The sequence below is a fragment of the Paenibacillus sp. cl123 genome (assembly GCF_900101595.1).
Lineage (GTDB): Bacteria > Bacillota > Bacilli > Paenibacillales > NBRC-103111 > Paenibacillus_G.
Window position 1 is genome coordinate 62867 of sequence record NZ_FMYY01000028.1, and the last position, 19949, is coordinate 82815.

Sequence of the window (19949 nt, forward strand, 5' to 3'; positions counted from 1 at the left end):
GGCGTCTCTCCCGGACCGCCGGTCCGGATTGGAGCGGACTTGCAATGCGCAAAAGGCAGCTATGGATCGGATATGCGTTTATTATGCCGAATCTGATCGGCGTGCTCCTGTTTTTTATCATCCCGGCGTTATTCTCCGCGGTTTTGATGTTTACCGACTGGCAATTTACAAGCCCAACCTTTCACTTCGTAGGCTTCGATAATATTAAGCGGCTGTTCAGCGACGAGCTGTTCTATGTGTCGCTCCAAAATACGGTGCTCTTCCTGGCGAGCGTGCCGGTATCGGTCGCGCTGGCGTTCATCGTCGCCGTTATCCTGAACCGCTCGGTATACGTGAAGACGCTGCTTCGCGCGCTTTATTTCATGCCCTACATTACGAGCGGCGTGGCTGTCGCCTTCGTCTGGATGCTGCTGTTCCAGCCGAAGCTCGGGCCGATCAACAGCCTGCTCATGAACCTTGGCATCGCAAATCCTCCGGGCTGGCTAACCTCGCCGGATTCCGTCATGCTGGCGGTCGATATCATCTGGATCTGGTTTATGCTCGGCTACAATATGATCATCTATCTCGCGGCGCTGCAGGAAATATCGCCGGAGCTGCTGGAGGCGGCCAAGATTGACGGCGCTTCGGTCAGACAGACCGTGCTGCGTATCATGCTTCCGCTCGTCAGCCCGACGACATTCATGCTGGTCGTGACCGGACTCATCATGACGATCAAGACGTTCGGCATCATCGAGGCGCTGACGCAGGGAGGTCCCGGCAGCAGCTCGCTGATCTTGTCGCTGTACGTGTACAAGACGGCTTTCCGGTACTATGAGATGGGCTATGCGTCCACCGTATCCTGGGCATTGTTCGCCGTCATTCTGATCATCACGGGCATCCAGTGGGTCGGACAGAAGAAATGGGTGCATTACTGATGGTCAACACGGATATAAGGAGGTCATGAGCCATGAATGCCAACGCCGATTATGCCGCAGCCCCGCGCCGCAATCCCGCAGCCGCCGCCGTCAAAAAGCAGGTCTGGCAGCGGCTGGGGAAGCTGGCGGTTACGCTGATCATGCTGTTCTTTGCGGTGCTGATGGTGCTGCCGTTCATCTGGATGATCTCGACATCGTTCAAGACGCCGTCCGAGGTGTTCGAATACCCGATCGCCTGGATTCCCGCTCAGCCCGTATGGGAGCATCATATCAAGATATGGACGGGGACGAGCAGCTTCGTGCCGTATTACCTGAATTCGCTTAAGGTATCGCTGATCAGCATGGCGGGAGCGACGTTCCTGTCCGCGCTGGCGGCCTACGGCTTTACCAAGGTGGAGTTCAGGGGCAGAGACACTCTGTTCCTGCTCTATATCGCGATGATGATGATTCCGCCGCAGGTGCTGTTCGTGCCGAAGTTCATCATGTTCAAATGGCTGGGCATCTTCAATACGCACTGGGCGCTTATTCTGCCCGGAATGATTACGATCTTCGGCGTGTTTATGATGCGGCAGTTTTTTATCTCGATTCCGAAGGATATTTCCGAGTCGGCGTTCATCGACGGAGCGGGCCATCTGCGCATCTTCGCGCAGATCATGCTGCCGCTTGCGAAGCCGGCGCTGGCGACGCTCGCCATTATCGACTTCTCCTGGCACTGGAATGATTTCGAGAATGCGCTTGTATTCCTGATCAACCGCGAGCTGTATACAGTTCCGCTCGGACTGCAAAACTTCATTATGGAATTTAACGTCGATTACAACGGGATGATGGCGGCCGCTTCGGCGGGCATCCTTCCGATGCTGGTCGTGTTTCTGATCGGTCAGCGCTTTATTATTCAAGGCTTGTCCAGCACGGCGGTGAAAGGATAGAAGACGGATGGCGGCTTCCGCCAATGGACGGCGCAGAAAGAAGGCTTGTGTCGGAGGCCGGACGTGTACTAAGCTGGAGGCAGAAGGCTGTCTTTTGCACCCAAGGGGAAGACGGTCTGCAGAAGGGTGGCTGGGAAGTTGGAAAAGGAATTCACGAAGGAAAAGAGACGGCTCTCCTCCTGGCTGCCCAAGACGCTGAAGAATCGCCTGTTTCTGGCCTTCGTGCTGCTGATTCTGCTGCCGCATGCGTTCCTGAACCTGTACAACTTCAACCGGGTGGAGGCGGTGCTGCGCAAGCAGACTGCAGACCAGAATCTCGATCAGATGCTGTCGCTGAACAAGTCGCTGGAGGACTTTCTGAATGTCGCCTACAAGTCCGTCATTCTGATCGAGCAGGATGATACAGCCTCGACCGTGCTGCAGGACCCGGACCGGTATGATGCCTTGCAGCGCGTCTATCTGATCGAAACGAAGTTCAAGTCCATCATGAACAGCCTGTTCCTGAGCTTGTCTCCCGTTTATTACACGATAGCCGATTATAAGGGACATGCCTATGCCTCCTACCAGCCCTATGAAAGCTTGTCTTACCCGCGAATGACTGCGGAGCCGTGGTATGTGAAGGCTACGCAGCAGCCGGGCGTGTATGCCTGGAGCTGGGAGAGAAACTATACGAGTCGTGACGTCTCGCGCAGCCCGGAGCTGCTGACCTATGCCACCTCGCTCAAAAACCGCAACAACGCACCCTTCGCCGCCCTGCGCGTGAGCGTGGATGTGTACGAGTGGTTCCGGCTGGCCACGCAATTTTCCCAGGAGAAATATTTGCTGCTGGACCCGGACGGCACCGTTCTCGCCGACAGCAAGCTGAGACGTCCCGAGCAGGGGGACCGGCTGCCCGGCATGCCGCCGCTCGAAGACAAGGGTTACTACGTGTCGGGCTCCTATCTGAATATATACGCCAAGCTGCCGCGGCTGGATAAGGTGATGATCAAGCAGGTGCCGCTGGACATCATGTATGCGGAAGTGGATCGGCTGAAGCGGTCATTTTTCACCGTGTCGGTATCGTTGACCCTGGCCTTCATTACGATCACGCTGCTGATCGCTTCGACGATTACGAAGCCGCTGCATCATCTGCAGCGCCGGATGGCGGATGCGGTGGACAAGCGATTCCGCGTCAAGCTGCCGGAAGGAAACCGTCAGGGAGAGGTGCTCCAGCTGACGAGGGCGTTCAATCAGATGATGGGCGACATGGAGGACCTGGTGCAGCGGCTGAAGGAAGAGGAGAGGAAGAAAGAGGCTGTCCGCTTTCAGGTGCTGTTGTCCCAGACGAACCCCCATTTCCTGCTGAATACGCTCAATACGATCAAATGGCTGGCGCTCGGCGAGAAGCAGCCGGATATCGCGGAGATTTGCGTCAGCCTGGGCAAGCTGCTGGAGGCCGGACTGAATTCGGAGCTGGAGCTGATCCACGTGCGGGAAGAGCTGCGTCTTGTGGAATCCTACATGTACATTCAAAATTTCCGGTACAGGCAGCAGTTTGCCGTTCGTTACGAAGCGGAGCCCGGACTGGAGTATGCGCTGATCCCGAAGCTGAGCCTGCAGCCGCTGGCGGAGAACAGCATCCAGCACGGCTTTATGGAGCTGGAGAGACAGGGGATAATTACCGTACGAGTATATGCGCGGGACGGAAGGCTGTATCTGGAAGTGGAGGACGACGGAGCAGGGATAAAGCCGGAGGAGAACGGCGCCGCGGGAGCGGCGGGCAAGCCGGGACGAAGCAGGCCCGGTATCGGGATCAGCAATCTGCGGGAGAGGCTGGGTCTGCTGTTCAAGGGGAATTCGGGACTGGAGGTGCTGCCGCAGCCGCAAGGAACGCTGGTCCGGTTTTACTTGCCCCTTCTGCTCTCGAAGCCTTATGAGGAAGCTCCCGCCGCAGTTGTGCAGCCGCCTGGTGAAGAGGACTGAGGTTGCACGGGAGAGATTGACTCATGCTATAATCAGGACAGCCGGCAGATGAACGGGATCAGGGGGTGGGGCGTATGTGGACCGTGCTGCTTGTCGAGGATGAAGTATTTGTACGGGAATCGGTTAGGCGTATCGTCGATTGGCATAGTCTGGGCTTCGATGTCATCGGGGAAGCGGGCAATGGCGAAGACGCGCTGGCTCTGATCCGGCAGCAGCGCCCCGATCTGGTTATTTGCGATATTCTGATGCCCAAGATGAACGGCGTGGAAGTGCTCAAGCGCGTCCGGGAGGATGAGATCGACAGCCGTTTTATCATGCTGTCTTGCCTCAGCGACTTTGAATATGTCCGGCAGGCGATGGAGTACGGCGCTTCCAACTATATCCTGAAGCTGTCGATGAATGTGCAATCCTTGATGGACTCCCTGGTCAAGGTAGATAGCGAGCTGAGAAAGCGGCATAAGCATGAGGCGCGTCAGAGCGCAAGCGCAGACGGACCAGGCGGGAAGCCGTCGGGCTACGAGGAGGAGCGGCTCGGAACGGAGGCAGGCGTCGTAGCGTCCGATGAGTCCGGCGCCGCGGCCACTGGACCGGACGGACCGGCTGCAGGGCTCCAAGCGCCGCTTCCGGCCCGGACCGGACATAAGGAAGTCGACAAGCTGATCCGTTATATGGCCGAAAACTACCGGAGCATCATATCGCTGAAGACACTGGCTGCGCAGGTTGCGATGGATGAGAAATACATCAGCACGCTGTTCAAGAAAAAGACCGGCATCAATGTCATCCATTACCTGCATCAGCTGCGGATAACGGAAGCCAAACGCCGGTTGGAGCAGTCGGCTCTGCCTGTATCCGAGATCGGTCTGCAGGTCGGCTACGAGAACGATAATTATTTTATTAAAATCTTCAAACGCTTTACCGGCATGACGCCGAATACGTATCGAAGCCAGTTCAACGGCCGCAGGCAATGGCCTCCGGCCTCTCAGCCGTAGAAGGCCGTCCTTGCGGCGGACGATAGACATTGGGATAGGGCGAAGCAGCTCAGGACTTCATTTACAGTCCTGGCTGCTTTTTTTTTAAGATAAAGAGTTTATATCCTGAGGGGTACCCCTCGCTTGATCTCATAGCAAGCATACCTTTGCAGAAAGGAGAGGGGCGGAAGCGGGAAAAATGCAGCGGAGCGGAATTTTTAACGGAACTCAGCGACGCTTAGTGCCCGAAAACGACCGCATTCCAATTACCTGTACATCCATTCAAACGGACACGACTTCAAGAGCGGCTGGAACCCCATATCCATTCTGATTTTTCATCTGATTTATATCTGGTTGACGGAGCTAAAGGCAAGAGATATAATTTTCAATATGTAAACCAGATGTGAGTCAGGTTGTCGATGCCTAAGAAGGAAGGGATGTAGAGATGGCTTATACCTTATCGCTATTGAACCGACAGGGGATTCCGGCGCTGCTGCAAGGGGTAGAGACCCGCGGGCAATGGCTTGAGAAACGGGATTCCGTCCGCCGGGCTTGGCTGTCGTATATCGGCGAGCTGCCGCCAAGGGTGCCGGTGAACGTGAGGGTCCGTTCCGAAAGCAAGGAGCCGGGCCATACGAGGCATCATATCGAATACGACACCGTGTATGGAGATACGATCACCGCTTATTTGTTAATTCCGGACGGAGCCGAGACGAGCGGGGCGGCTTCCAAGCAAATTCCGGCTATCCTCGCTCTGCATCCGACGCAGGAGATGGGCAAAGACAACATCGCTACGCCGCAGGGCAAAAAGAACCGGATGTATGCTCTGGAGCTGGTGCAGCGCGGATATGTGGTGCTGGCGCCGGATGCGCTGACGGCTGGGGAGAGAATTGAGCCGGGCGGAGCGGCTTTTCATAGCGGACTTTTTTATGAGCGTCATCCGGAGTGGTCTACCGTCGCCAAAAATATAACGGACCATATGCAAAGCGTGGATGTGCTGTGCTCGCTGGACGTTGTGAATCCGCATGCCGTCGGCGCGATCGGCCATTCGTTCGGCGGATACAACTCCTATTTCCTGGCGGGCATGGATGACCGGATTAAGGCTGTCGTCTCCAGCTGCGGCTTCAGCCCGTTCACCGGGGATCCGCATCCCGAGCATTGGGGCTACCGGAGCTATCCGTATACGCATATACCTAAAATGTCGGCTGACCTGCAGCAAGACCGGATTCCGTTCGAATTTCACGAGATCGCCGCGTTATGCGCGCCGGTGCCTTTCTTCAATTATGCGGGGCAGGCTGACCATATTTTCCCTCATTGGAAGTCGGTCGCCGAAGGGATGCTGGAGGTATCCGGGCTCTACGGCTGGCTGGGGGAAGAGGACAGGTTTAAGTTTTATATGAGTGCGGGAGGGCATGACTTCCCGGGTGAAATACGCGAGCTGGCCTATTCATTTTTGGACCGCTGGCTGATCCATGCGATAAAGGAGGAGACCGGAAGATGAGCAGCTTGAACATCGTGATGCTGCAAGGGAAAGATTTGATCGACAAGTTCTTTAAGCCTGAGCAGCTGGAGCAGCTGCGGCAATTCGGCACCTTGCGGATGAACCCGAAGTCAGGTCCTCCGTCGAAGGAAGAAGTTGCAGAGCTGATCAAGGACGCGGATATTGTCATTACTTCCTGGGGGAATACAACCCTGGATGCGGAGCTCCTGGACCGCTGCCCGAATGTGAAGCTGATCGCCCATGCGGCTGGTACGGTGAAGCCCGTCATAAGCACGGATGTGGCAGAGCGGGGAATCCGGGTGTGCAGTGCCAATGATGCGTTGGCGAAGGGGGTGGCCGAGACGACGCTTGGCCTTGCCATCGTATCGCTGAAAAACATATGGCAGCTGGCCCGGAGCACCCGGGAGGGAGAGTGGGACAAAGGGCGCGAGCATGTCCGCGAGCTGTACGAGGTGACGATCGGGGTCGTCGGCGGCGGGTTATCGGGAGGCCATTTTATCCGCTTGCTGAAGCAATTTGATGTTCGCGTGCTGGTATATGATCCGTTTTTGTCCGAAGCGGCGATCCGCGAGCGGGGCGGCGATAAAGTAGAGTTCGATACGCTCCTTCGCGAATCGGATGTCGTTTCTATTCATGCGCCTTCGATTCCGGAGACCGATCATATGTTCAATCAACGCACTCTGAAGCTGATGAAGGACGATGCGATTCTGATCAATACGGCTCGCGGCTCGCTCATCGACGAGGATGCCCTTGTAGCGGAATTGCGCAAAGGGCGCCTATGGGCCTGCCTAGACGTGACGCTTCCCGAGCCTCCGGATGTCAATCATCCGTTCCGTTCACTGCCTAATGTCACGTTAATCCCACACATTGCCGGAGCTACGAACAACGGGCTTCACCGGGTTGCCGCCTATACGATCCGGGAAATCGAGCTGTTCCTGAAAGGACAGCAGCTGCGAGGGGAAGTGGACCTGTCCGTTTTGCATACACGGGCTTAGCTGGCGGGAGCATGCAGCAGTTCCTGCCGCCAATGGCCGATAAGCGGTCGAAAGAGGCTTGAGCCTGCCGTCCGATGGGATTTTAACGGCGAAGTCGGGCTCGACCATTAAGTTGACACAGCATAAACGGCTACTTAGTATATAGGGAGATAGCTGGTGCATATTTTTATATACGGGTAGGAGTTCGGGATGAAATTCAAACACAGCCGCAAGACATTTCGCATCCGGCAGGAAGATATGCTGAAGCAGCTTAGAGAAGAAATTGTTTCGGGGGAAAAGCCGGCAGGCAGCTACTTGCCTTCCGAGAAGACGCTTGCCGAGCAATTTGGCCTGAGCAATAAGTCCGTGCGCCAAGTGCTTGACATCTTGGTCGATGAGCGGCTTATCGAGAAAAAACCGCGGATCGGCAACGTCGTTGTGAACAGGCAGGAGCAGCAGACGATCACCCTGAAGCTTGGCCATCATAGTCCCATTTTGCATGAATCGGAGCTAAAGGATCTGCTTGCCGCTTTTCATAAAAAACACCCGCATATTCACGTCCAGGACGTCGTGCTCCCTTCCGGAAGCAATCCGGAGGTGCTTAAGCCTTATCTCGATCATGGGATTATCGATGTTATGACGCTGAATGATTATGAATTTCAGAATATAGTGGAAACCGGCAGCGGGGAGTATTTGACCCCTCTTGAGCCCAGGCCCGATATTTACCCTTTCTTGTCCGAAGCTTTTACCGCGGATGGCCGGCTGCTGGCCCAGCCTTTTTTGTTCAGCCCGACCATTCTGTGCTATAACCGCGATCATTTTACCGAAAACGGTCTGCCCGAGCCGGACGACAGCTGGAGCTGGGACGATCTGTTTGAAGCAGCCGGGATGCTGGCCGAGAAAAATGAGCGGATCGGCTTTTACTTCTCTTACTCCCAAAGGAACCGGTGCGTCGCGTTACTGCTGCAGCACGGCGCTGCTTTCGAAAGGGATGACGAGGGCCGCGTCAAGCTGTGCGGCACAGGGCTCATGAATGGCATCCGCTTCTATAAGGATGTCATCTCGAACCGGATTCCGCCGCTGCCGTATGAACAGGAAGCTAATTTTCATGCCGAAGACTTGCTCGGGCAGGGCAAAGTGTCGATGATTATTACGACTTATCTGGGCATTAATCATCTTCGTAAATACAAAGTGAATTTTGAAGTGGCGCCGCTGCCGGGTTATGATCATCCCGCGACGCATGTGATCGCCATCGGACTTGCAGTGAACCGGCAATCGCCGAACCTGGAAGCGGCCCGTTTGCTGGTGGACTTTCTCACCCAATATTCAACGCAGCTTGTTATCCGGCAAAAAACGTTAAGCTTGCCCGCCTGGCAAGCCGCCGCGGAATGGGCGGGGGAAGAAAGCATCTATCGGCCATCACGGTTCGCTTTGTTCCGGGAGTTGATTCCGGGTTTTCGTTATGGCGGAGAATTAGGCTTGAGCGAAAGCGAATGGAATGTCTTTTTTAAAGAAGTGTTCATGTACTGGTCCGGGCTGGAGACGGAGGAATCGTTCTGCCGCCGGATGGAGGAGCTTTTATAACGCAGCAGAAACGCCCGGCGATGTACGCCGGGCGTTTTCTTGCAGATAAACAATTTATATCCTCATGTTGTGAGCCGGGGCGAAAAATCTGGAAAAGAAGTGTCATGACCCGTATAGGAGAATAGGCTTTTTTGTAGAAGTTAGTATTTTTCTCAGAAAAGCTGAAAGTAGTTGCACACTAGGCAGAATTGTTGATTTACTCCCGCTCAAAAAGACGTATATGATGACGTTGTCAGGAGGCGGCGCGTATTGAAACCGAATACACCCCAGTTCTTTACGAGACAGGCAGCCCGGATCAGAAAACAAATTTAAAAAGGGATGGTGTACACAACTTGATGAACAAAAAGAGCGTAAGAACGAGCGCGTTAGCACTAACGGTTATCTCCACATTGGTTGCCGGATGCTCCGCCAATACAGGCTCGGAACCTCAAGCGGGCTCCCCGGCTCCAAGTGCGCCGGCATCGTCTTCCGATAGCGGAAAAAAGCCTGAGCCTGCTACCTTGCGTTTATTAACGGATCAGACGACTGCATGGCCGGTCAAGAAGGATTGGGCGGTATGGAAATGGGTCAAGGAAGAAACGAACATTACCATCAATCAGGAGCTGCAGACCGGACCCGAGTCGCTCGCTCTTGCTATCGCTTCCGGCGACATGCCGGATCTGATGTCCGTGTTTCCGTATGACGCCAAGAAATACGGCCCGCAAGGCGCTTTCCTTGATCTGTCCAAGCATCTGGACAAAATGCCCAATTTGAAAGCATTTTTGCAAGCTAATCCGCAAGTTGCTCAAAGAATGACGTCCCCAGGCGGAGAAATGTATCATGTGCTTAACGATGGCGGCGGAGCGGGGAACCGGATGCCGTTTCACTACCGGGACGATATATTTGCCAAGCATTCTCTGCAGGTACCGAAGACGTGGGAAGAGATGTACCAGGTGTCTAAAAAGCTGAAAGAGCTGTATCCGGACAGCTATCCGTTTGTCTTCCGCCACGGCGTCGGAACCTTGAGAGCTTTTGGTCCGCAGTTCGGGCTTTACCCGGGCTTCTATGAGGATCCGAAAACAGGCAAGTTTACACACGGCGTGCTTCAACCGGGCTTCAAGCCGATGCTTGAAATATTGAATAAATTTTATAAGGACGGCCTGATTCCTCCGGATTGGCTTTCCATGGATTATAAGGCATGGACCCAGTTCATCACGACGAATAAATCGTTTATTTCCATTCAGTACCTGGGGCAAATCGAAATTATGAACTCGCAGCTCACGAACGGCGCTCACCTGAAGTTTATGCCGCCGCCTCTCGGCTATGGCGATAAAGCCTATATGATTAAAGCCGGCTACGAGGATTATGGCTTCGCGGTTGCCTCCACAACGAAAAACCTGGACGCGGCCCTTCGTTATCTCGACTTTATTTATTCGAAAAAAGGAACGGATATTCTCAGCTGGGGTAAAGAAGGCGAAACGTACACGGTGGTGGACGGCAAACGGAAGTTCCTGCCTCAATTCAAAGAGCCTAATGACCTTCGCAAGGAATTGGGGATTATGACTACAGGTGCTTATGGGTATGCGGATTTCGAAGCCTCCATATCCCTGAGCAATGCTAACGAGCAGTATTCTTTTACGGAAGCGGAGAAATATGATTTCCCGACGCCATTCCTCACGCCTACGTTAACGGCCGAAGAGAAAAGCTCCATACAACTGCAGGAAGAGCAAATTCAAAAGTATTTCGAAACTTCCGTAGCCAAATTTATTATGGGCGAGACGCCACTCAGTCAATATGATGCTTTCGTTGAAGAGATGAAAAAGCTCGGCATGCAAAAACTGATCGATACGTATCAAGTAGGACTCGACCGTCAGAAAAATAATGCTAAGAAATAAGTAAACGCTGTGGGCTGAGTATCCTCTTGCGATGCTTCAGCCCCTATCGTGTCAGAGAGGAGAACAGCATTGAAGCCATCCATCGTTAGGCAATTGAAGCGAGATCACATCTTTTTGCTCCTGCTGGCGCCCGTTCTGGTCTATTATGTGATGTTCAGGTACGTTCCGATGCTTGGAATTGTAATTTCATTTATGGATTACAATTTATTCAAGGGACTTGCCGGCAGCGAATGGGTCGGCCTTAAGTATTACAAAATTTTCTTTCAAAACCCCGATGCGTTTGTCATCATTAAAAATACGCTTCTCCTTAGCGCCTATAAACTGCTGTTCGGGTTTCCAGCCCCCATATTGCTGGCGCTTATGCTTAATGAGGTGCGTAATGTCATTTTCAAACGATTTGTGCAGAGCGTAAGCTACCTGCCTCACTTCATATCTACGGTCGTTGTATCGAGTATGGTTGTCATGCTGTTGTCGCCCAGTACGGGATGGATCAGTCATACGCTGCAAGGGATGGGCTTTCCCGCTATCAGTTTTTTGCAGGAATCCGAATGGTTCCGGACCGTATATGTCACCTCGGAGGTATGGCAATATGCAGGCTGGGACTCCATCCTGTTTCTTGCGGCACTCTCCACGATCGATCCGCAGCTGTATGAAGCAGCCAAAATGGACGGTGCCGGGAGGTTCAGACAAATCTGGCATGTTACGCTGCCGGGCATAGCAACAACGATTGTTATTGTGTTCCTGCTGAAAATCGGCCATGTCCTGGAGATCGGGTTTGAGAAAGTGTTTCTCTTGGCGAATGCCGCTACCTACGATGTGTCGGATGTCCTCTCCACCTACGTCTACCGGGTAGGCTTAGTCCAGGGTGGATTCAGCTACGGGACAGCCATTGATTTATCGATGGGCATTATTGGATTCATTCTTGTGTATGTCAGCAACAAGGTAAGCCGTAAATACAGTGAAACCAGCTTATGGTGAAGGGGGATGATGTGCTGTGATCAAGCGTATTTCATTATTTGATACGGTGAACGTACTGCTGCTGCTTATCTTTTCCTGCGCCATGTTATTTCCCTTTCTTCATATGGCTGCGGTATCGCTGAGCTCGTCTTCGTTCATTACCGCCAATCAGATCAGTATATGGCCAAAAGGCTTTAACTTTGACGCTTATGCGACCATGCTGCAGGATAAGCGGATTTACATCGGTTACAGAAATACCCTTCTGTATGTGGTGTTAGGGACTTCGCTCTCGTTGTTTTTTACGACGATTGGGGCGTATGCCTTGTCGAGAACTAATCTGATCTTCGGCAAAAGCGTCATGATGCTGATCGTATTTACGATGCTGTTCTCGGGCGGAATGATTCCAACCTATCTGGTCGTGCGCAGTTACGGTTTATTGGATACGATTTGGGCTATGGTGCTGCCGGGTCTTGTATCTTCCTATTATCTGGTCGTCATGCGCACCTTTTTCCTGGGAATCCCCAAGGAGCTGGAGGAATCCGGCAAAATCGACGGTTTGTCGGATACTGGCATCCTGACGAAGATTATTCTCCCGTTATCCAAGCCGGTTTTGCTGACCATAGGGTTATTTTACGCCGTGCAAATTTGGAGCAATTTCTTCTCGGCGCTGATCTATATCCGGAATGCCAACCTTTATCCGCTTCAGGTAACCATTCGCAATATCGTCCTCATCGGCCAGGTGACGGACGCAACCGTAACGGAAGCTCTGGGAAATAAGCAAGTCCCGCTGGAGTCGCTTAAATATGCCGTCATTCTTTTTGGAACTCTGCCTATCCTTTGCGTCTATCCTTTTATTCAGAAGCATTTTGAGAAAGGCGCTATGCTGGGCTCTGTCAAGGGATGATCTTCGGGCGGAAGGCGATTGCCGGCTCTGAATTAAGCTAACCCGCAAGGCCGGTCGAACTCGCTCGGTCTTGTTTCATCATATCCGAACAGGACTATTTTGCGGAAATTGGTATATTTTTTTGCTAAAAGCAAAAATGTTGAGAATTTGAACAATTAGTTCATATACATTTGGAGACACAGCTACTACGATTACTAGTGTCGACGAGATGGGACCGTCGGATAGGATGAAGGAGGGATTCGCAGCATGGTTGATTCATTCTGGAAAAGTAAATTGACGGAAATCAATGAGGTCTTCTCGAGCGTAAAAAAGGGGACTGTTAAGAAGCTTGCCATATCGGCGGGCGGTAGAGAGATCCGTTATGTCGAATACGGCGAGAAGGAAGATTTTGGCCGGAAGGCGAATTATATGTCCGCCTGCGGCGCGGGAAGTCCGATTCATTACGCCAATAAAAGCGATGCCAATAAACCCGTGCTGCTGATCGTCGGCGGCATTCACGGCGGAGAGCTTGAAGGGATTGCGGCTGTGACCAATCTGATTCAAGTGCTGGAAACCGGAGAAGACTTCCGGGGGAAAAAATACGACTATTTGTATGAGCATGCGGACCGGTTCCGTCTGCTCGTCATCCCTTGCATGAATCCGGACGGGCGTGCGAGGCTGCCGATCGATACGCTGATTGACGTGCCCGAGGAGAAGTTTGTGTATTACATGCAAGGCACCTGGAAGGACGGAACGCTCTGCAGATGGCCGGATTGCAAGGCGGTTCATCCGATCAAGGAAGCCTCCGGTTTCCTGGGCTCCTATTTTAACGATGACGGCGTTAACATGATGCATGACAATTTCTTCAACCCGATGGCGCGTGAGACAAGCGCGCTGCTCGGGCTTGCCGATGAAGAGGCGCCGGATTTCACGGTGCTGCTGCATGGAGGGGCGAATTACAACGTACATATGCCCCAAATTTATCATTTGCCGCTTTGGGCGATGGAGCGGATGGAGGCGTTTAATCAGCAGCTGGATGCCGCGTATGCCCGAGCCGGGATTCCTTATACGAATATTAAGCAGATCGTGGACGATACGGGGAAATATCCGTTTCCGGCGATCAATCTGACGTCGGCGATTCATCATGTCAGCGGAAGCCTGAGCTTCACGTTCGAATCCAATATGGGGCTGGACGCGCCTGAGCCGAAATTTTCGCCGGATCAAATTCTGGACAGCCACTTTGTATTATTTGAAGAGATGTTTCGTTATTCGATGAAATAGGCATGGTTACGGGAAGCGGTGGTTGAAGGATGAAAAGCCGAAGATTAGCCGATATGCTGGTGTCCAAGGGCGCGGCGGAATACGAGCAGCTCAAAGACATGTTTGCGAGCCCTCCGGTGGAACACCGCTCCATCCCCTTCTGGTCGTGGAACGGCAAGCTGGAGCAGGCGGAATTGAACACGCAGATTGAGGGCTTCAAGGCGCAGGGAATGGGCGGTTTCATGATGCATGTCCGCGAGGGGCTGGAAACGGCGTATTTGAGCGACGAATTTATGGAGCGGATCAAGGAGTCGGTTGAGAAAGCCAAGGCCGAGGGCATATACGCCTGGCTGTACGACGAGGACCGCTATTCTTCGGGTATGGGCGGCGGCTTGGTCGCGCGTGCCGGCGGCGATGCGGTGCGAGCCAAAGCGCTGGAGCTTGTCATCTGCCAGGAGTTCCTGGCGGATGATTCCATCCTGGCCGTGTACCGAGCGGAAGTAAACGGAAATGAGCTGGTAAGCTGTGTGAAGCTGGAGGATGCTCGCGCAGGGCGCCCGCCCCTTGGCGGGAATGAGGTTTACCTGGTTATGCACCGGCGCATAGCGGCCCGCAACGAATGGTGTAACGGGGAAACCCATACGGATGTCATGAACCCGGAGTCCGCCCGCCTGTTTATCGAGACGACCTATGAACGTTACAAGCAAGCTGTGGGCGAGGAATTCGGCCGCACGGTGCCGGGCATTTTTACGGATGAGCCGTTCATCCGAGGATTTAAGGAAAGGCTTCATGCGCCGGACATGACCTGGATCGCCTGGTCGGACCTGCTGCCCGCTGCGTTTGCCGCCAGGCGTGGGTATGAAATATGGGATACGCTGCCTTATTTTTTCTTTCACGGTCCGCCTGCCGCCAAGATCAGGCATGATTACTGGAGGACCGTTACCGAAATGTTCTGCTCGGCCTATACGGAGCAAATCGGCGACTGGTGCCGGGAGAATGGCATTTTGTTTACGGGGCATTACTGCGAGATCGGTATCGTAGGGGCGGTTCAATTCGGCGGGGCTGTTATGCCGCATTACCGCTATCTGGATATTCCCGGCATCGATATTTTATGCGAGCAAACGGACGAGAGCCTGACGGTCAAGCAAGCATCCAGCGTAGCCCGGCAGTACGGGAAGAAAAAAGTCCTGTCGGAAACGTACGGCGTGACCGGCTGGGATCTGACTTTCGAAGGCCGCAAGTGGATCGGAGATTGGCAGTTTGCGCTGGGAGTCAACTTATTGACGCATCATCTTGCGCTCTATTCGCTGCGCGGCTGCCGTAAGCGCGATTACCCGCCTTCTTTTAACTACAATGTGAACTGGTGGGAGCATAATCATACGATAGAGGATTATTTCGCCCGGCTGGGAGCGCTGCTCAGCGAAGGGGATGCGGTAAGAGAGGTGCTGGTCGTTCATCCGGGAACATCCGTATGGGCGCGGCTCGGGATGGACGTTCAGGCGGCGCAGTGGCGCAATAAGGCGGGAAATACAGAGGAGCTCGACCGGTATAATCGGGAGTTTCATGAGCTGGTTCAGCTGCTCCTCGGCGAGCATTACGATTTTGACTTGGGCGATGAGCTGATCATGCAGGAAATCGGACGTGTAGAAGGGAGCCGGCTGCAGGTTGGTCAAGCGGATTATCGGGTTGTGGTGCTGCCATCCTTGTCCAATATGCTTAGGCCGACGTTTGAGCTGCTTGTTGCCTATGTGAACGCAGGAGGCATTGTGCTCTCCTATGGGAATGTTCCGCACCTGCTGGAGGGGGTGCCTTCTACGGAGCTGGAGTTGCTGACGAACCACCCTGCCTTTCGCCGTCTGGCGAGCCGATACGAGCTTGTTATGGAATTGGAGAAGCGGTTGCCGCGTTCCGTCAGCCTGAAGGACCGAAGCGGGAGGGAAGCGGACCGGCTGCTGTATATGCGTCGGGAGCTTGCGGATTGCACGGTCGTTTTTGTCGTTAACAATGATCGCGATAACGCGGTTGATGTGGAAGTGCGTATACAGGGATGCGGCAAGCTGGAAGAGTGGAACGTGCTGACGGGAGACAGGTTCGCGAGAGAGGTTGAAGCCGCCGGCGGGTATAGCGTATTCCGGGATAGCTTCGGTGCTGCCGATTCCAAATTATATGTACTGACGCCCGGGGAAGAGGACGCGCCTTCGCCTCTGCCGGAAACGGGCGACTTGCAGCCGGCGACCGGCCTCGGTCCGGTCGCCGGCTTCACACGGACGGCTCCTAACGCGCTCGTGCTCGACCGGTGCCGGTACCGGATCGGCGAGGAAGCCTGGTCGGAGCCGATGGGCGTATGGCAGGCGCAGCGTCAGCTGCGCGAGCGTCTGGATATGAAGCAGGTCTATATGAATGGCAACCTGCAGCGGTATTTATGGATTCATGAGCCGCATCCGCATGACGGAACGCCGGTCGCCTTTTGTTTTGTGTTTGAAGTCAAGGATATCCCCGAAACGGACACTTTTCTGGTGTTTGAGCAGGCGGAGCGCTTCCGCTGCCGGTTAAACGGCCGGATGCTCGAAGAGGCGCTTGACGGATGGTATCTGGATCGCAGTATGGGGAAACTTAAGCTTTCGGAGCTTCAAACAGGCGAAAACGTACTTGAAGTCCTTTGCGACTATAGGCATGACATGGAAATCGAGGATGCCTTCCTGATCGGCGATTTTGCCGTAGACGGCAGCCGCCGCCTCGTCAAGGAGCCGGATCGCCTCCGATTCGGCGATTGGTGCTTGCAGGGCTATCCGCATTATTGCGGGAGCATGATCTATCACTTTGAGCTGGATGTGGAGGTTAAGGGTGGCCGGAAAATTGTAATGGAGCTCGGTTCGTATGAGGCCGTTACGTTACAGCTGACGATTAACGGGCGGGATAAGAAGGCTATCCCTTGGCGGTCCGCAGGCAAGGTGGAGCTGACGGACTCGCTTGTCCCGGGAGTCAACCGGATCGATATCGAGGTGGCGGGCAGCCCGCGCAATTTGTTTGGTCCGCTGCACGAAGCGCGCTCGAATCACACCTGGCAGGATTGGTGGTCGTTCCGCCCCGAGGGAGCGGAATATACGGACGATTACGTGCTGCGGCCGTATGGTTTGATGGGACAAATTCATATTTACGGTTAGCGGCATAAAGCGGCCGATCAGCCTCGTGACATAAGCGTCACGGGGCTTTGAAGCTTATCTGTCCTTGTGACTATGGCCCGATGGGTTAGGCGCTTTTTCGAAAGCTGATCTTTTTTTAAGAAACCTGAGGAGCATGGGGCGTTTAAGTATTCCATTTTTGCCCGGCTTTGTTTTATGATGAAAAAAGGCTGCTCCAGCAGTTTTCTCTTATGTGGATTCGGACGCTACAAGGTTTACACGGGGTGACCCGTTTGTTAGGATATGAGTACGATGCCTGAATAAGAGATTATTGTCAAAGTGGGGGTTTCATGAAAACTCTTCAACCGATTACTTTCATCAAAAACAGATCTAATTCTCTATTTATTCGGCTGCTTGCGGGTTTTTTGTGCATTGTTGTGCTGCTTGCTTCTCTTACGGTATATGCTATCTCCGTATCCAAGCAAAATATCAGGAAGGAAGTTGAAAAGTACAACACGCTTATGCTTGAAACGACGAGAGACAGCTATGAGAAGCATTTCGAGCTAATTAAGAAGCAAATGTTTTTGTTTCTTTTCAATGATGACGTGCAAAGGTATCAAAGAAGTCCCAATTCTGCCATTTTGCCGACGATCGTTAAAGATATTTCAACCTGGGTGGCGAACCCCTTTTTGTTTATCGATAACATTGTGTTCCACTCCAAGCCGGACGGCTTAATTATTGAAAGGGGCACAAGCACAAACGCGGATTCGATGTTTGGCGTCTTCTATGCCAGCAAGGAGTATCCGCTGGAGTTCTGGAAGCGGCAATTCGACGAAACCTACGCTGTCCGGATCTTTCCGGCGACGGCGATTACGAATTATACGAACCGGCTGAGTCCGCAGGAGCTGGGAGATAAGCTCCCCATCATATTCAGAAACAGCAACAGCCCGAATATATATATGGCCGTTTTTCTCGATCTCGACAAAATGTATCAAGCCTTTCATCAAAGTCTTTACGATGATTTTATCGTATACGACGATCAGGGACAGACGATCTACAAGAGCGCGAACCGGGAGCCCTTTCTCTCTTACGAAGAGCTGCGCGCGAATGAAAACGGGGATGCGTTTATCCGCGATGAGAAGTATTATTTTGTGAAACAAGGTCAGGGCACCGGCTTCAGCTATGTGTACCGTGTTCCGGTAGAGCAGATTGCCAGCCAGACCCGCTTGAATATTACGCTGATCGGCGCAGTTGTAGCGGCGATCACGCTCAGTATCGTGTTCGCTTTCCTGTTCTCCGCGCAAATTAACAATCCGCTCAAAAAGATGATTGAATCGATCCGCCACAGGAACGACAAGGCGCCTCACAGGTCGAGCATCAAGGAGTTTAATATCATAAGCGACGAGATTCACGTCAATCAGCTGATACGCCAGCAGTTGTCGTTCATCAACCGCTTGAAGGCTATCCGCAGCAACGATCAGGACAGCATTAACCTGGATTTTACGAATAAGACCTTTGTGTTTGTGCTTTATCAAATCAAACCGTTCCAAACGGATGAAAGCATGCAGGCGTTGTTTCAGAAATGGCTGTATTATATAAAAACGTTTATCGACAGCAAGCTAAATCCCGCGTATCCGGACTCGCTGACATTCCAGATGGAACGCGATCAAATCCTGAGCCTGATTTTTATTCGGGAGAGAGCCGAGCTGGACGAACTGCTTCTTCAGATGAAACATGTGCTTGATCATGACCGGGAATACGGTATCGTCACGATTGCCGTCAGCTCGGCGTATACGGATTCGTCCGACTTAACCGCTGCTTACGAGGAAGTTCAGGATTTGGTGGGGGAACGGCAATTGATCAACGAAACGCAGATCATTACCGAGCGTGCCGCCAAGCAGACGGCGGTTGGCTTTTCGCCGGATCAGGACAAGGAATTTGAAGCGAATTTGAAAGAGGGCAATGCGGCGCAGCTGACGGCGCTGATGGAGCGTTTGTTTACCCGATGGCATGGTAAAAATCTGACTGCCGCCATGCTGCAGCGGTTTGCCGAATCTTTCGTCGGCAAGATCCGCAGCGCGACGCTTCCTTTCCAGGTTGAGCCGGAACGTCTGGAGGTTATTCTGGAGGGAGCGGAAGAGAAAATTCAGCGGTGCAATACGGCACAGGAGCTGGAGGAGCTTCTGCTGGGGTGGGTGACGGCGACCGCGGAGGCCGTGCAGGATAAGAAAGAGGAAAAATATCCGGTGACGACGTTTGTGATGGAGTACATCAACGAACACTTGACGGAAGAAATCTATCTGGACGTATTGGCTGAGAAGCTCAAGATGAGCAGCGGATACTTGTCCACTTATTTCAAGAGCAAAACCGGCAAAAATATTGTAGATTACATCAACGAAACCCGGATTGAGAAGGCGACCGAGCTTCTGGGCGATAGCCGGATCAAAATTCACGACGCCGCCAAAGCCGTCGGGTATCAGAACATTACGTCGTTTAACCGGATGTTCAAAAAATATAAGGGGCTAACGCCCAGCGAGTACAGGAAGCGGCTCGACTCTTAGGCCGGCTGCACTAGAGGTGGAAGGGCGCGACTAGCGTTCGAACGGTAGCGGCATAAAGGCGGAGAGGGAAGAAAGAGGTGGAAGTACGCGGCTACAGAAGCTGTGAGGAAGTGGGTGTGGAGTGAAAAAGCGAGAGCGAGCTTGAGCGAGGAAGAAAAAAGACAAGTACAGGCAAGATTGCAGAAAGCCTATTCAGCAAATGGAGAAGGTTTCTATGTGCATGCTCCAAAGCAAAAAGGGAATGTGAAGGAACAATTGGGTTACATCGGACGATACATGAAACGACCCGCTATAGCATTAAAAAGGATAAGAGAATACGACGGTGAGTTTGTAGTATTCAGCTACCACGATAAAACCAGTGGAGAAGAGAAAATAGAAAAAGTGACCGTAGAGGAGTTTATTGCTCGGGTTATTCGTCATATTCCTGATGAAAATTTCAAAACCATCCGATATTATGGTGTTT

Annotated in this window: 14 protein-coding genes; all 14 read left to right on the top strand. The window is 53.0% G+C overall.

All coding sequences use genetic code 11. The features are described from left to right. Positions 1-44 precede the first annotated feature (44 nt). On the top strand, positions 45-914 hold the full coding sequence (locus tag BLR08_RS27380) for a carbohydrate ABC transporter permease (protein WP_072331793.1): 870 nt from the start codon (positions 45-47) through the stop codon (positions 912-914). A 140-nt stretch (positions 915-1054) separates the two neighbouring features. Continuing rightward, entirely contained in the window at positions 1055-1840 is a 786-nt protein-coding gene (locus tag BLR08_RS27385; RefSeq protein ID WP_072331913.1) for a carbohydrate ABC transporter permease, read from the top strand. 138 nt (positions 1841-1978) lie between these two features. Continuing rightward, complete coding sequence (locus BLR08_RS27390; RefSeq protein ID WP_072331796.1) at positions 1979-3802, top strand: cache domain-containing sensor histidine kinase; 1824 nt, start codon at positions 1979-1981, stop codon at positions 3800-3802. A 74-nt stretch (positions 3803-3876) separates the two neighbouring features. Then, a complete protein-coding gene (locus BLR08_RS27395) occupies positions 3877-4791 on the top strand; it encodes a response regulator (RefSeq protein WP_072331799.1) in 915 nt (304 codons plus the stop codon). A gap of 424 nt (positions 4792-5215) precedes the next feature. Further along, on the top strand, positions 5216-6271 hold the full coding sequence (locus BLR08_RS27400) for a dienelactone hydrolase family protein (RefSeq protein WP_072331801.1): 1056 nt from the start codon (positions 5216-5218) through the stop codon (positions 6269-6271). Continuing rightward, positions 6268-7266 (top strand): hydroxyacid dehydrogenase, encoded by a 999-nt coding sequence (locus tag BLR08_RS27405; protein WP_072331804.1) that lies wholly within the window; start codon positions 6268-6270, stop codon positions 7264-7266. Before BLR08_RS27400 ends, BLR08_RS27405 begins: the two co-directional genes overlap by 4 nt. A 189-nt stretch (positions 7267-7455) precedes the next feature. After that, positions 7456-8829 (top strand): extracellular solute-binding protein, encoded by a 1374-nt coding sequence (locus BLR08_RS27410; protein WP_072331807.1) that lies wholly within the window; start codon positions 7456-7458, stop codon positions 8827-8829. A gap of 500 nt (positions 8830-9329) precedes the next feature. Continuing rightward, complete coding sequence (locus BLR08_RS27415; RefSeq protein ID WP_072331810.1) at positions 9330-10703, top strand: extracellular solute-binding protein; 1374 nt, start codon at positions 9330-9332, stop codon at positions 10701-10703. A 69-nt stretch (positions 10704-10772) separates the two neighbouring features. Then, complete coding sequence (locus tag BLR08_RS27420) at positions 10773-11681, top strand: ABC transporter permease (RefSeq protein WP_256257668.1); 909 nt, start codon at positions 10773-10775, stop codon at positions 11679-11681. Between the two features lie 16 nt (positions 11682-11697). After that, positions 11698-12564, top strand: a complete 867-nt coding sequence (locus tag BLR08_RS27425; RefSeq protein ID WP_072331818.1) for a carbohydrate ABC transporter permease — start codon at positions 11698-11700, stop codon at positions 12562-12564. A gap of 246 nt (positions 12565-12810) precedes the next feature. After that, a complete protein-coding gene (locus BLR08_RS27430; RefSeq protein WP_072331821.1) occupies positions 12811-13824 on the top strand; it encodes a M14 family zinc carboxypeptidase in 1014 nt (337 codons plus the stop codon). Positions 13825-13853: 29 nt separating this feature from the next. Beyond that, positions 13854-16967: a glycosyl hydrolase gene (locus tag BLR08_RS27435; protein WP_083537217.1), complete on the top strand. Its 3114-nt coding sequence runs from the start codon at positions 13854-13856 to the stop codon at positions 16965-16967. A 308-nt stretch (positions 16968-17275) separates the two neighbouring features. Further along, a complete protein-coding gene (locus tag BLR08_RS27440; RefSeq protein WP_072331824.1) occupies positions 17276-19486 on the top strand; it encodes a helix-turn-helix domain-containing protein in 2211 nt (736 codons plus the stop codon). A 114-nt stretch (positions 19487-19600) separates the two neighbouring features. Beyond that, the coding region (locus BLR08_RS27445; RefSeq protein ID WP_256328370.1) for a transposase at positions 19601-19949 on the top strand (349 nt) is incomplete at its 3' end.

Bases quoted from the DNA above. Each gene is read 5' to 3' on its own strand.
- BLR08_RS27440 (WP_072331824.1), top strand. From the start codon at position 17,276: ATGAAAACTCTTCAACCGATTACTTTCATCAAAAACAGATCTAATTCT.
- BLR08_RS27400 (WP_072331801.1), top strand. From the start codon at position 5,216: ATGGCTTATACCTTATCGCTATTGAACCGACAGGGGATTCCGGCGCTG.
- BLR08_RS27380 (WP_072331793.1), top strand. From the start codon at position 45: ATGCGCAAAAGGCAGCTATGGATCGGATATGCGTTTATTATGCCGAAT.
- BLR08_RS27395 (WP_072331799.1), top strand. From the start codon at position 3,877: ATGTGGACCGTGCTGCTTGTCGAGGATGAAGTATTTGTACGGGAATCG.
- BLR08_RS27385 (WP_072331913.1), top strand. From the start codon at position 1,055: ATGCTGTTCTTTGCGGTGCTGATGGTGCTGCCGTTCATCTGGATGATC.
- BLR08_RS27430 (WP_072331821.1), top strand. From the start codon at position 12,811: ATGGTTGATTCATTCTGGAAAAGTAAATTGACGGAAATCAATGAGGTC.
- BLR08_RS27435 (WP_083537217.1), top strand. From the start codon at position 13,854: ATGAAAAGCCGAAGATTAGCCGATATGCTGGTGTCCAAGGGCGCGGCG.
- BLR08_RS27410 (WP_072331807.1), top strand. From the start codon at position 7,456: ATGAAATTCAAACACAGCCGCAAGACATTTCGCATCCGGCAGGAAGAT.
- BLR08_RS27405 (WP_072331804.1), top strand. From the start codon at position 6,268: ATGAGCAGCTTGAACATCGTGATGCTGCAAGGGAAAGATTTGATCGAC.